The sequence below is a fragment of the Rhodanobacter sp. G2-10 genome, from assembly GCF_055809185.1.
On the sequence record NZ_CM147900.1, the window covers coordinates 1,112,156 to 1,125,673 of the forward strand.

Annotated in this window: 11 protein-coding genes; 6 read left to right on the forward strand and 5 right to left on the reverse strand. The window is 65.4% G+C overall.

The features are described 5' to 3' along the window. Nucleotides 1–21: 21 nt before the first annotated feature. The 4 genes from dapD (at nucleotide 22) to dapE (ending at nucleotide 3,608) form a co-directional block, all read left to right on the forward strand. Nucleotides 22–849: a 2,3,4,5-tetrahydropyridine-2,6-dicarboxylate N-succinyltransferase gene (dapD, locus tag AC0L58_RS04985; RefSeq protein WP_473687259.1), complete on the forward strand. Its 828-nt coding sequence runs from the start codon at nucleotides 22–24 to the stop codon at nucleotides 847–849. Beyond that, nucleotides 846–1,202, forward strand: a complete 357-nt coding sequence (locus tag AC0L58_RS04990) for a Spx/MgsR family RNA polymerase-binding regulatory protein (RefSeq protein WP_473687261.1) — start codon at nucleotides 846–848, stop codon at nucleotides 1,200–1,202. The genes dapD and AC0L58_RS04990 overlap by 4 nt, the downstream gene beginning before the upstream one ends. 1 nt (nucleotide 1,203) lies before the next feature. Beyond that, complete coding sequence (locus AC0L58_RS04995; protein WP_473687263.1) at nucleotides 1,204–2,265, forward strand: VIT1/CCC1 transporter family protein; 1,062 nt, start codon at nucleotides 1,204–1,206, stop codon at nucleotides 2,263–2,265. 209 nt (nucleotides 2,266–2,474) lie between these two features. Beyond that, the gene (gene dapE / locus AC0L58_RS05000; protein ID WP_473687265.1) at nucleotides 2,475–3,608 is read left to right on the forward strand and encodes a succinyl-diaminopimelate desuccinylase; all 1,134 of its coding nucleotides are present in this window, start codon (nucleotides 2,475–2,477) and stop codon (nucleotides 3,606–3,608) included. A 57-nt stretch (nucleotides 3,609–3,665) separates the two neighbouring features. Here the strand turns inward: dapE and AC0L58_RS05005 are convergent, their stop codons facing one another. Next, entirely contained in the window at nucleotides 3,666–6,077 is a 2,412-nt protein-coding gene (locus tag AC0L58_RS05005; protein ID WP_473687267.1) for a penicillin acylase family protein, read from the reverse strand. Nucleotides 6,078–6,079: 2 nt separating this feature from the next. Beyond that, nucleotides 6,080–6,898 (reverse strand): phosphodiester glycosidase family protein, encoded by an 819-nt coding sequence (locus tag AC0L58_RS05010; RefSeq protein WP_473687269.1) that lies wholly within the window; start codon nucleotides 6,896–6,898, stop codon nucleotides 6,080–6,082. 115 nt (nucleotides 6,899–7,013) lie between these two features. Between AC0L58_RS05010 and AC0L58_RS05015 the strand changes: the two genes are divergently transcribed. Next, complete coding sequence (locus tag AC0L58_RS05015) at nucleotides 7,014–7,502, forward strand: NUDIX hydrolase (protein ID WP_473687271.1); 489 nt, start codon at nucleotides 7,014–7,016, stop codon at nucleotides 7,500–7,502. A 26-nt stretch (nucleotides 7,503–7,528) separates the two neighbouring features. Here the strand turns inward: AC0L58_RS05015 and AC0L58_RS05020 are convergent, their stop codons facing one another. The 3 genes from AC0L58_RS05020 to AC0L58_RS05030 form a co-directional block, all read right to left on the reverse strand. Beyond that, nucleotides 7,529–8,305: a lipoate--protein ligase family protein gene (locus AC0L58_RS05020; RefSeq protein WP_473687273.1), complete on the reverse strand. Its 777-nt coding sequence runs from the start codon at nucleotides 8,303–8,305 to the stop codon at nucleotides 7,529–7,531. Continuing rightward, nucleotides 8,302–8,592 carry a biotin--protein ligase gene (locus tag AC0L58_RS05025; RefSeq protein ID WP_473687275.1) on the reverse strand — a complete coding sequence of 97 codons (291 nt, stop codon included), beginning with the start codon at nucleotides 8,590–8,592 and terminating at the stop codon, nucleotides 8,302–8,304. The genes AC0L58_RS05020 and AC0L58_RS05025 overlap by 4 nt, the downstream gene beginning before the upstream one ends. A gap of 99 nt (nucleotides 8,593–8,691) precedes the next feature. Next, nucleotides 8,692–10,767, reverse strand: coding sequence for a phytase (locus tag AC0L58_RS05030; RefSeq protein WP_473687277.1), 2,076 nt, complete (start codon nucleotides 10,765–10,767; stop codon nucleotides 8,692–8,694). Between the two features lie 201 nt (nucleotides 10,768–10,968). Between AC0L58_RS05030 and AC0L58_RS05035 the strand changes: the two genes are divergently transcribed. Then, nucleotides 10,969–13,425 carry a TonB-dependent receptor plug domain-containing protein gene (locus AC0L58_RS05035; RefSeq protein WP_473687280.1) on the forward strand — a complete coding sequence of 819 codons (2,457 nt, stop codon included), beginning with the start codon at nucleotides 10,969–10,971 and terminating at the stop codon, nucleotides 13,423–13,425. The last annotated feature ends 93 nt before the right edge of the window (nucleotides 13,426–13,518 follow it).

The window sequence follows — 13,518 nt, forward strand, 5'->3', positions numbered from 1 at the left end:
CTCCGGAGTTGGTTCGTGTCCATGCAATCCATTGAATCCTTGATCGACGATGCGTTCGATCGCCGCAACGCGCTGCAGCAAGCCGAGGTCGAGACGCACTTGCGTCCGGCGATCGAGCAGGTCATCGAGCTGCTGGAATCCGGCGAGCGCCGGGTCGCCGAACCGGATGGCGCAGGTGGCTGGCGCGTGAACCAGTGGATCAAGAAGGCCGTGCTGCTGTATTTCCGCATCAGCGCCAACCGGGTGGTCGATGGCGGTGCGGCGCAGGCGTTCGACAAGGTGCCGCTGCGCTTCGCCCACGGCAACGATGACGAACTGCAGCAACTGGGTGCACGCGTGGTGCCCGGCGCGCTGGTGCGCCGGGGCGCGCACGTGGCGAAGGACGCGGTGCTGATGCCCTGCTACGTGAACATCGGCGCCTTCGTCGGTGCCGGCAGCATGGTCGATACCTGGGCCACGGTGGGCTCCTGTGCGCAGATCGGCGCGGGCGTGCATCTGTCCGGCGGCGTCGGTATCGGCGGTGTACTGGAGCCATTGCAGGCCAACCCCACCATCATCGAGGACAATTGCTTCATCGGTGCGCGTTCGGAAGTGGTCGAGGGCGTGGTGGTGGAGCGTGGCAGCGTGATCGGCATGGGCGTGTTCCTGGGCCAGTCCACCCGCATCTACAACCGCGCCACGGGCGAAGTGAGCTATGGCCGTGTGCCGGCAGGCAGCGTGGTGGTGGCCGGCAGCTTGCCGGCCAAGGACGGCAGTCACAGCCTGTACGCGGCGATCATCGTCAAGCAGGTCGATGCGCAAACGCGCAGCAAGACCAGCATCAACGACCTGCTGCGGAGTGGCGAATGAATCCCGTGCTGTATGGATTGTCAACCTGCGATACCTGCCGCAAGGCGCGCAACTGGATGGTCCGCTTCGACGTCGCGCACGACTTCGTCGATTACCGCGCCAACCCGGTTCCTGCCGCGATCCTGAAAGCGTGGGCAGCGCAGCTTGGCGGCTGGGAGAAGTTGGTGAACAAGTCCTCCACGACCTGGCGCAATCTGCTGCCGCAGCGCAAGAACCCGGGCAGCGATCCGGAATGGACGCTGTTGCTGAAGGAGTATCCGGCGTTGATCCGTCGGCCGGTCCTGGTGCAGGCCGATGGCTCGGTCAGCGTGGGTTTTTCCGACAACGCCTTCAAGAAGCTGTTCGGACGTTGACATGGCCAGCCACCAGGCGCGGCGCTTCCGCAACAACCTCAGGATCGAGCGCGACAATGCGGCGTTGTACGCACGGCTGGCCGAACTGGCGACCGACTCGCGGCTAAGCCGCGCCTATCAGCGTATCGCCGCGGGCGAGCGTGCCAACGCGCAGTTCTGGGAGTCGCATCTGCGCGAACTTGGTGAGTCCGTGCCGGCGGCCAGCATTGGTCTGCGCGTGCGCGCGCTGAGCTGGCTTGCGCGGCACTTCGGTACCGAGTTCGTGATGCCGACCGTGGTACGGCTGGAGCACGCCGATCATGAGGTGACGCCGGTCGATCGCAGCCGCCACCGTGATCATTTCATCGCGCAGGAAGGCACAGGCGCGCCCCGCCATCGGCACCGCACCCAGAGCGGCAACACCTTGCGCGCGGCGGTACTCGGCGCCAATGACGGGCTGGTATCCAACGTCAGCCTGGTGATGGGCATGGCTGGTGCCGCCACGGGTGATCGCGCCGTGCTGCTTGCCGGTCTGGCCGGCCTGGTGGCCGGCGCCTGTTCGATGGCACTGGGCGAGTGGCTGTCGGTGAACAGTTCGCGCGAGTTCTACCAGGCGCAGATCACCGAGCGGGCCGAGCGTCTGGCGGTGGCGCCCGAGGACGGCCTGGCGCACATCGCCGGCATCTACCGTGACAAGGGCGTGGAGTCGGCGGCCGCCGAGCATCTGGCGGGGCACATCGCGGAGACACCGCGGGCCGCGCTCGACATGCTGGTGCGCGAAGACCTCGGTGTGGATCCGGGCGAGCTGGGCGGTTCGGCCTGGGGCGCGGCGATTTCCTCCTTCTGCCTGTTTGCCTGCGGCGCATTCTTTCCGGTGGCGCCCTATCTGGTGCTGGGTGGACAAGCGGTGTTGCTGGCCAGCGTGTGTTCCACCGCGGCTGGCCTGGTCTTGATCGGCATCGGCACTTCGCTGTTCACCGGTCGCAGCATGCTGTTTTCGGTGGCGCGCCAGTTCGGTATCACCACGGCAGCGGCGGCGCTGACTTACGGTGTGGGTCATTTGCTCGGCGTCGTGCTCAGCTAGGAGCCCGTCGGGCATGGGTTGGCCGGTCTGCAAATCCGCCTGCGCGGGCCATATCCCCGCCGAATCTTGGCCCACAAGACCACTACGGACCGGCGAATCGTCAGGAATTTTTCCTCACGCAGCCGAATTCTCTTCTCGACCACCCAAGCCCGACAGGCTCCTGGCTTGTATGCTGCGCGTGTTGCCCATCGTGTGTTGCGTGAGTGTCCATGTCCGACGTATTCGATCTCGCCTGTGACCTGATTCGCCGCCGTTCGGTGACACCGGAGGCCGCCGGCTGCCTGAGCTTGATCGGCGCGCGGCTGGAGCGCGCAGGATTCCTGGTGGAACATCTGCGCTACGGCGAGGTGGACAATCTGTGGGCCACGCATGGGTCGGGTGGCCCGACCCTGGTATTCCTGGGCCATGTCGACGTGGTGCCCAGTGGGCCGGAGTCGGACTGGCAAAGTCCGCCGTTCGAACCGACCGTTCGAGATGGCCGTCTATACGGCCGCGGCGCGGCCGACATGAAGGGCTCGGTAGCGGCGATGGTGGTGGCGCTGGAACAGTTCGTGGCAGCGCGACCAGATCACGCCGGCCGCGTGGGGCTGCTGTTGACCAGCGACGAGGAAGGTCCGACCAATCTCGATGGCGTGCGTAAGGTCGCCGAGCACTTTCGCGACAGCGGCGAGCGGCTCGACTGGTGCGTGGTGGGCGAGCCATCGGCGAAGCAGAAGCTTGGTGACTTGATCCGCGTCGGACGGCGTGGATCGCTTTCCGCCACGCTGACCGTGCGCGGCGTGCAGGGGCATGTGGCCTATCCCGACCAGGCGCTCAATCCGATCCACGAATTTGCCCCGGCACTGGCCGCGCTTGCCGCCGAACAATGGGACGAAGGCAACGCCGACTTCCCGCCCACCTCGTTCCAGGTTTCCAATCTCAACGCCGGCACCGGCGCCAGCAACGTCATTCCCGGCGCGCTGACCGCACTGATGAATTTTCGCTACAGCACCGCCAGCACTGCTGACGCGTTGCGCGCACGCAGCGAAGCGATCCTGCAACAACATGGGCTCGACTACATGATGGCGTGGAATCTGTCGGGCGAGCCGTTCCTCACCCCGCCCGGTGGCCGCTTGCGCGAAACCGTGGTGGCGGTTTGCCGTGAACTCTGCGGCATCGAGCCGGAGCAGAGTACCGGCGGCGGCACCTCGGACGGCCGCTTCATTGCGCCGCTCGGCGTCGAGGTGGTGGAACTTGGGCCGGTCAATGCCACCATCCACAAGGTCGATGAATGCGTGGCGCTGGAAGAGCTTGAGCAATTGCCGCAGCTGTATCGTGCGATCTGTGAGCGGTTGTTGGCCTAGGAGCCCGTCGATAGCTGCACTGGGGATGTGCCTGCCCCGGATCGCGATGACGGTCGGTCAACGCCTTGTCGGCTCCAGTGTCAGCGTGTGCAAGGTCTTGCCCGGCAGCAGCGGGGTGGGGCGGCCCTGAACCCAGGCTTCATGGCCGGCGCCGAAGAAGGGCGACAGCGGGTTGTCGCTCTGGCCACCGGGCATTTCCAGGATGCCCTGCGCTTCGTGCCCCGGCGACACGTCCATGCGTTCGGAGGCGCCGAAGCCGGGCGCCGCAACGCGCGGCATGTTGTTGTCGCCGGGCAACGGCTGATCGGGCATGTCGATGAAGCGGGCCAGCCAGGCGGGCAGCGCGGTTGACAGCGGGTGCTTGATGTCGCTGCGGTTCAACTCGCCCCAGTGGCGCGCCGCCAGGCCGCCGGGCTGCTGGCCGAGCTTGCGCGTCACCTGACGGGCGGCATCGACGAGCAGGGCGTGCCAGTCGGGGTATTTCGGATCGAGCAGCCATGCCGGTTGCTGACGCACCAGCATCCAGACCGCTGCTTCCGCGCTGTTCTGGCCGGGCCAGCTGAAGTCGGGATACTGCTGTTTGACCCGCGCGGCAAACGGGGCCAGCACGGCCATGCTGACCTCGTTGCGGAAATCGCGTACCAGGCGGTAGTCGACGCTGTCGACGGCGGCCCGTCCGCGCCAGGCATGGGTGAGGTGGCGCAGCTGCTGCAGAGCCGGGTCCTTGCTGTCGGCCAGAGTCCGCTGCAGCAACTGTTGCCAGCGGCCGAGGAACACCGCGCGGTCGTCGAGCTGGATGTCGAGCAGGTCGGCGGGGGTGAAACTGGCGCGTGCGTGCAAGTCGTCGCGGATCTGCCGGGCACGTGCGCCGAGGTCATGGCCGCCGTTGCCGAGCAAGGCCAGCTCGGTGCCGCCGACCGTGCGGTTGTTGGCCGTCCACAGCCTGCCGCCGGCGGGATGCTCGATGCGTGGATACTGCGACGGCGAAGCCCAGCCGATCCAGCCGGTACCGGGCGTCGACCAAGCCGAAGGCAGCAACGGATCGATCCCGGCTCGCAGCGGGATGCTGTTGCCCGCCACGGTCCAGCCAATCTGGCCGGCGCTGTCGGCGACCAGCATGTTCTGCGCAGGCATGCCCAGTTGCGGCGCCAGCAGCAGGGCGCTGGCCACGTCCGGTACATGCTCCATCTGCATCAGGTCGAGGTTGTAGGCGCGCGGATAGTGGGCGATCCATGCCAGTGCCAGCGGCGTGCCGTCGGTGTCCCTGGCCATGATCGGCCCCCAGCGGGTGTCCTCTACCTTGAGGATGGTGTCCGCTGCTCCCTTGACCTTGATGTGTTCCTCGTGGGTTTCGAGCGTCGCCCAACCGTCGGGCACCTTGTAGCGGCTGGGGTCGGCTGGATCGCGCTGCACCCGCACCCAGTCGGCCCAGTCGCCGTAGCTGTTGGTGAAGCCCCATGCGACCTGGCCGTTGGAACCGATGATCATCGCCGGCGTGCCGGGCAGGCTGACGCCGTTGATGTCGCGCTGGCCATCGGGCGCGCCCGGATCGGGATAGCGCAGTCGGGTCCGGAACCAGATGTTCGGCACGCGCAGGCCCAGGTGCATGTCGTTCGCCAACATCGCCGAACCGTTCAGGGTCAGCGTGCTGGCCACCGCAAAATTGTTGCTGCCAGGGCGCGGGGCATCCAGCGCAGGCGCAAGTACATCGGTCAGCGCGGTCGAGGTCGCTGGCGCCGGCAGTTGGCGCAGGTCGAACAGATCGGCGCCGGGAATCACCGGCGAATGTGACAGCCTGCCGCTGATCGGCGCTTCCCAGTCGGGATCGGCTGCGAGCAGGAAGTCCACCAGTGGGCCGGGCAATACCGAACGCATCTGCGCCATGCGCAGTTCACGTTGATTGCGACCGTCGCTGTTGAGGTCCAGATACATCGACGCGATCACCAGGATGCAGTCCTGCGGCCGCCAGGCTTGCGGCTTGGTGCCGAGCAGGACGTACTCCCAGGGCTTGGTTCGCAGGTCGGCCAGGCCGGCGTTGACGCCCGCACTGTAGCGATCGAGTATCTCCTTTTGTGCTGGCGGCAATTGCGCGTAGGCAGCGTCGGCGACCGCGCGCAGGCGGTGGCGACGGTGATTGAGATCGACAGGCAAGGCGGCCGGCCCGACCAGGGCCGACAGCTCGCCTGCGCTCATGCGTCGCATCAGGTCCATCCCGAAAAAACGCTCCTGTGCGTGCACGTAGCCCATCGCGTAGCTGATGGCGGCACGGTTGCCGCCCTCGATGGTGACCGTGCCCAGCGCGTCGCGGTGGATGGTGACCTTCGCTTCGATGCCGGTCAGTTCGCGCTGGCCGTCGAGCCGGGCGCGACTGCCGGCAAGCAGCCACCACCCCGTGCAAAAGGCGACCAGCAGCAGCGCCAGCAAGCTCAGCAGAACGGCACGAAGGATGCGCCAACGACGTGTCGACATGCTCAATGCTTGGCAAACACGGCAAAGATGCCGGCATAGGGCTTGACCATGAAGGCGGGCGCGCCGACGTAGCCTTCGCCGTCCACATAGAACTGCGAGATGCTGCCGTCCAGATACAGCGCGTCGCGGCAACCGAGCTTGTCGCGGAACAGACGGCCGAAGGTATGGAAATTCACCGGCGCTTCGCTGATCGCAAAGACCACCTGGTAGGGCGAGCTGGCGCACACCCCGCTGCGCCATTTCAGGCTGGAGGAATCATCGACGAACTGCCTGTTGAGTTCGCCGTCGATCAGCAGCATCGGACCGGACTGGGTGGCCAGTTGCGCCGCCTTGCCGTCGGCCTTGAAATCGGTGCTGGTGCGCACCGCGGCATGGCCATCCGGATAGATGGCAAATACCCCGTTGGGCAACAGCGAAAAATTGCCTGCCGCCGGATCGCCGTGTGCCAGGTTCAACGGTACCAGGGTCTTGCCGTTCTCCACGTGCAGGCCGAGCGGAGCAAACTTGCGATCATAGATGCCGGCATTGGCGGCAAACAGCAGTTGCCGGCCGTGTGCCTGGCCCCATTCGCGCAGGTGTTCGATGCTGCCGAAGGCCTGGCCGTCTTGCGGATTGCGCCAGTACAGCCCGAGCTGTTCGTGCTTGAGATCGATGTGCACGACACGATAGTTTTGCCCCTCGAACGCCAGTTCGCTGTAGTCCAGTGCCCGTGCCTTGCCGGTGCAGGCAGACAGGCACGACAACAGGATGGCAAGAATCAACCAGCGCACCAGCAGGGGCTGGGGCGCGCACGAGTACGGGTGCGAAACGAAGAAAGACATGTGTCGATGGTCGCCGCCATGCGTTGCCGACGCAAGTCGGATGCGTGCCCGTCGTCACATGCCAGGCGTCGATCCGTCGCTGCCGCTAGACTTGGCGCTTTGCCGCGAGCCCGTGATGCCCTACACACCGATCGTCGCCACCCTGGGCTATGTACTGTCGCCGGATCGCACCCAGGTGCTGATGATCCATCGCAACGCGCGGCCGGACGACCAGCACCTGGGCAAGTACAACGGCCTCGGCGGCAAGATGGAAGCGGGCGAGGATATTGCCACCTGCATGCGGCGCGAAATCCGGGAAGAGGCAGGCATCACCTGCGACTCGATGCAACTGCGCGGCACCTTGAACTGGCCCGGCTTCGGCAAACAGGGCGAGGACTGGCTGGGTTTCATTTTCGTGATCGACAGCTACAGCGGCACACCGTGCGACACCAATCCCGAAGGCACGCTGGAGTGGGTGGCGCTGGATCGGTTGATGGAGCTCCCGATGTGGGAGGGCGACCGCCACTTCCTGCCGCTGGTGTTCGACGACGACCCGCGACCATTCCACGGCGTGATGCCATACAAGGATGGCCGCATGCAGTCGTGGTCGTACTCGCGTTTGTAGGGGAGCAGTGAGGTGCGCTCCTGCAACTACGGTACGTCCGCCAGCCAGGCCTGGCTGGAGAATCGCTCGCGCGCCAGCACCTCGGCGCGGGCCAGCTCCCCGGCACGCAGCACATCGCTGGTGAGCCCGTGCAGGCGACGAAACGTGGCGACCATGCGTTCGATCACGGCCTCGCGCGGCAGCCCGGTCTGGCTGCGCAGCGGGTCGACGCGCTTGGCGGCGCTGGTGGTGCCCTTGTCGGAGAGTTTCTCGCGGCCGATGCGCAGCACCTCGAGCATCTTCCGCGCATCGATGTCGTAAGCCATGGTGACGTGGTGCAGCACGGCGCCGCCACGGTGCGCCTGTGCCGCGCCGGCGATCTTGCCGCCTTCGGAGGTAATGTCGTTGAGCGGCTGGTACCACGCCTTGATGCCCAACGTACCCAGCGCCTCGATCACCCATTCATCCATCAGCGCATAGGCCTGCTGGAACGACAGGCCCTTGATCAGCGACATTGGTGCGTAGATCGAGTAGGTGATCGTGTTGCCCGGCTCGATGAACATCGCGCCGCCACCGGACACCCGCCGTACCACCTCGACGCCGTGCCGCTGCGCGGCTTCCATGTCCACCTCGTTGCGCAACGACTGGAAGCGGCCGATCACCACCGCCGATGAGGCCCATTCCCAGATGCGCAGGGTGGGCGGGCGAAGCCCCGCGCCCACCTCGTGCACCAGCACGTCGTCCAGTGCCATGTGCAGGCTCGGCGACTGTGGCCCGGCGTGGACCAGTTGCCAGTCGTGGTCGCGCCATTCGCTGCGCATCATGCTGCGGAATCCATGTGCAGGGCGCGGTGCACGGCCACCGCGATCGCCTCGGGTGAAATGCCGTACATCATCACGCCGGCGCCCAGCGCGGCCTGAATCGAAGCCGCCATCTCGGCCTCGCCGGCATCCGCCGGCTGTCCGGTGAGCGCATGGTTGATCGTATCGAGCGCGCCGTCCGGTTCGAGGAAGAAGTCGCCGCTCAGCTGGACTTCGACCAGTCGGCCGTCGTGTACCTGCAGGTCGATGACCACCAGTTTTCCCCCTGGCATCTTGTACTCGCCGTGCATGTCTACGTCCCGCGCATCGTGTGACCAGATGCGCAGTGTGCCTTGCCGGCGCCAAGGATGCCAAAGGCGGCGACGTCGCGCCGCCGCCCCGGCGAGGTTTTAGCGCATTTCCAGTTTCAGGGCGCGGGCGATCGATTCCCACGGCACGTACTTGTAGTTCTGGTTCTGCGCCGGCAGGACATTGCGGCCGTCCTGGGCCACCATGGCGCCGTGTTCGAAGCCCGGGCCGAGATTGCTGCTGGTGATGTCCAGGCCATCGGTCTCGGAAATGCCGTCGATCCCGCGGGCACCGTCCGCCACGACCGCAAACGAGCCCAGGTAGGCGTGGTCGCCGCCGCGACGATAGACCGCATAGGTGTTGTTGCCCTGGCTGGAAACCACGACGTAGCCGCGACCATCGCCGAGGTCATAGATGCCCATGCCCTCCAGGTCGTCCTTGATCGCCTGGTTGTCGGCGACGCGGTCGATCGCGGTCATGCTGTCGCCGCCATCCGGCTCCGCGTTCATCTTCCACAGGGCAACATCTTCCTCTCCCACATAAAGGACGCCGGCGACATCGTCGGCAACGCAACCTTCGGCCTGGCTGGCCAGGTGGAACTCGCGCACCTGCTTGATGCGCACGCGGCCGTTGCCCGCGTCGAGCAACTCCCACTGGCGCATCAGGCCGCTGCCGGTGTTGATGAACACGTAGGTCTTGTGGCTGGTGGGGCTGCGATACATGCACAGGCCGTAGGGATCGTCCAGGCCGGTGGCTTGCAGGCCATCGGCAACGTCGACCAGTTCGCGCCTGTCCGGATCCAGCCGGTAGATCGCCACCGATTTGTGGGTGCGATCGCTGGCGGTGACGAGGGTGACTTTCTTCCCGTCCAGTGGAAAATCATCGCGCAGGTCGGTGTTGTTCATCTTGCCGTCGGCGCGGAACTGCAGCAGCTTGCCCTGCATGTCGTAGACGGCCATGCCGGCCTTCTTGTCGGTGGCGATGATCAGACTCTTCGCCGGGGCGGTGGGGTGCGCCCAGATCGCCGGGTCGTCCGCCGCGTCGCCCGGATGATCCACTGGCGCGGTTTCCACCAGGGCAGTGACCGTCGGCAGCGAGGCCGGTTCCCGCGCGAAGGGGTCCCGCGGCGTGCCGGCACGCAAACCCAGCGTGCGGGCGACGTCGGCCATCGACACGACCTGCTGGTTCGCGCCACCGTCCTCATCGCTGATCAACAACACGCCATGCGGGAACTTGCTGCCCACCGCGGCGCTGGTGGCAAACAGCGGGCCGGGTTCGTCGACGGCCTTGCCCAGGTCGGCGCTGGTGACGCTGAAGCTGCCGAGCCAGGCGTCGTGATCGGCGCGGTCGTAGACGTTGATGCGACCCTTGGACGTGTCCGAGGCCAGCAGCCACTGGCTGCCCTTGCCGCCGTCGTACAAGGCCACGCCCTCGACCTTCTTGCCCAGATGGCCCAACCTCGGCGCGTCGACGAGGGTGGCCGACAGGTCGGCTTCGGGATCACCGTCGAGATGCCAGATGCCCACCTCCTGCTCGGCCACGTAGAGGTTGCCGTCGCTGTCGGCGGTGCACTGTTTCAGTTTCGACGGCAGGTTGACCCGGCGTACCTGGCGTGCGTCCAGCTTGCCGTCGGCCGTGGCGAAGATCATCTGCTGATCGACCTCGCCGCCGTCGCCGACTGCGACGACATACAGTGCGCCGTCCAGCCGGTAGCGGAACAGGCACACGCCCTCGACCGCAAAACCGAGCGGGATGGCGCGGGCGCCGGCTTCGACCGGTTTGTCGCCATCCATCGTGAACAGCCGCAGGCTGTTGCTGGTGGCGTCCACGGTGGCGAGCACCGTGGACGGCTTGCCGGCGAGGGAAAAGCCGTAGCTGACGTCGAGGCCGGCCACTTCGCCGGCGGCCACGCTGGACTGGCGCTTACCGCCGAGGCTGTAGACCTCCAGCCCGCCCAGCGCCGCGGTGGCCACCAGATGACCGGGCGCCGAGGGTCCCGCGGTTGCCACCAGCACGCCGAAGTCGGTCTTGCCGCTTTGCGTGGCCTGGGTCTGCACGCTTGCGCGCACGGCCACCGGCGTGGTGGCGGATCCTTCTTGCGCTGCCGTGGTGCAGCCGGCTAGTGCCGAAAGCAGGGCAAGCGATGTCACGAGTGCGCAAAGAGATCGTGGTTTCATCTTTCTTTCTCCTCGGTCGGGCGGCCGGGCCGGCCTGGCAGTGGGCTGCAATGGGGTCACCATACGGCAGGTGAATTCATTTTGCACGAAACATTCTAAATGTGTTGCATTTTGGAATGTTTGTTCGTATTCTCGGGTTGCCAGCACTTCGCCGCGGGGGCGTAGTCGAAGGTGGTTCACGTCTTCGGGGGTAGATGATCCATGCACACTTTTCGTCGAAATGCGTTGCAGGCTGCACTACTGTTGAGCGGCTGCGCTCTGGTCGCGCCAAGCCTTGCTTTTTCACAGGATGCTGCCCAGTCGGCCACCGGCAACCAGGTCAGCAACACGGATTCATCGGCCGCCTCGGCGGATGGCAAGAAGAAGGCCGTCAACCTGCAAGCCCTGGTGGTTACCGGCAACATCGGCTATCGCAGCCACATCGATGTGCCGGCGCCGGTGCTGGTATACGACCAGCAATTCTTCGCCAAATTCGAGCCGGTGTCGGTCGGCGACCAATTGCGCCGGGTTCCGGGCGTGGCCTTTGTCGGCGACGTCGGCGAATCGGTGGCACCGGAAATGCGCGGCCTGGGCAATGGCTACACGCAGATCCTGGTGAACGGGCGCGCGGTGCCCGGCATCGGCAACGATCGCTCGGTGGCGGTGGACCGCATCCCGGCCGAAATCATCGATCGCATCGAGATCGTCCGTTCGCCATCAGCCGACTTCGACAGCCAGGGCGTCGGCGGGACCATCAACATCATCCTCAAGGACGGTGCCACCCTGCCGCCGGGCGTCATCGTCCGCGTCGGCGAAACGTGGGACAAGAAAACCGGTCGATTCCGTCCGAATGCCGCCGTTTCCTGGTCTGGCCGCAATGAAGCCGACACGGTGTTCTACTCGCTCACGGTGGACGCGCAGAAACGCTTCAACGAGAAGCACGCGATCCAGGAAGTGGTCGACGGCAACACCGTCGGTTTCGCCGACGAGGTGGCGGCCCATGGCAACGGCCACAGCCTGCAGAGCTGGGACGACATCTCGAAGTCCAGGGCCGTTTCGCGCGAGGAGCAGGGCGATACCCGCGAGTCGAAGGACCTGTCTTTCAATGGCGACCTGACCTGGCGCCTGTCCGACGTGTCCAGCTTGCGATTCGAGGCCTTCGCCCTGAGCACGCGTCGTGACGAATACGAGAACACCCGGACCTACGAGGGCGACGGCAGCGTCGGCGGCCTCGATCTGGCCAATCCGGAATTGAAGTTCGAGTCCACTCCGATCGACGAAGACAGCTATGGACTTTCCACGCTGTTCCAGACCTCGTTCAACGACCAGACCGATTTCGAGGCCTATATCGCCCGCAACGTGACCAAGGGCAGCGAGATCAAGCATTACTTCAAGGACACGCCGGACACCAAGGACAAGATCAAGGGTACCGAGGCCAACGACAAGAACTGGCAGGCGGATGCTTCGGTGACGCGGCGCATGCCCGGCGTGGCCCAGTCGCTGGGTATCGTGAAGGCGCAACTCAAGGTCGGCATGCAGCTCAAGAACAAGGACCGCAGCTTCACCGCGTCGGAGCTCTCGGGGCTGAGCAAGTCCAAGCAGAAAGGTACCGACGGGACCTTCGATTACAAGGAAGACCGCTTCGATACCTATGCGCTGGTCGACTGGGACCTGACCGACCGGTTCACGATAACCACCGGCGTTCGTGGCGAAAAAACGCGCAGCAGCCAGGATTATGTGACCACCGACACCGTCAACGGCGCCGTCACCGACCGAACCGTCGGTCACGCGGACAGCCACGAGTTCATGCTCAATCCCTCGGCGCACCTGCGCTGGAAGTTCGACGATGCGGACCAGCTGCGTTTCAGCGTGGCACGCACCGTGCGCCGTCCCAGCATCGACCAGCTGGTGCCGTCGGTCACGCTGGAATCGCCCGGCGACTACGACGTGACGATCGGCAATCCGGATCTGAAAATGGAGCGCTCGCTCGGCTTCGACCTGGGCTACGAGCGCAGCATCGGCCGCAACGGCGTGGTGGGCGTGAACCTGTTCCAGCGCAATATTTCCGACCTGATCGGCATGGTCAGAACCGCGCGACCGGTTAGCGATGCGGGCCAGGATCCGGACGACTATCCCGGTGGCCTTTACACGTTCCAGAATCTCGGCAGCGCCAAGGTGCGGGGCGTCGAGTTCGACATGTCGATGCCGCTGAGCGCGCTGGGCATGCCGAACACCGGCATCTTCGGCAACTACACCCGGTTGTTCTCCAAACGCCTGAACCCGATCACCGACCGGGACACCACCATCGACGACCAGCCTTCATTCGTCTACAACGTGGGCGTGACGCAGGATATTCCGGCGTGGAAGGCCAGCTTCGGCGCCAGCTACCAGAAGCAGGGTCCCGCGTATCAACACAACTCGCCCGGCGAAATGCAGAGCACGATCTACGGCGGCAACCTGGAAGTCTTCCTCGAGAAACGTCTGGGCAAGGCATTCGTGCTGCGTCTGACCGGCAACAATTTGCTCGATTCCTGCAGCCAGCAGCTGGAGCAGGACTTTGCCGGCGATGATGCGGCCCAGATGATGGCCAACAACCGGGCGTACAACGTGGACTTCATGGAACTCGAACGCGAGTGTTCGTCGCCGCGCTGGTCGTTGACCTTGCGCGCGGTCTTTTAAGAGCCTGGCGGGCTCTTGGATTCCGTCCCCACGGCAATTGGCGGCGATCCTCCACCCCGGGGTCGCCGTTTTTTTGAACGCATTGGCAAGGTT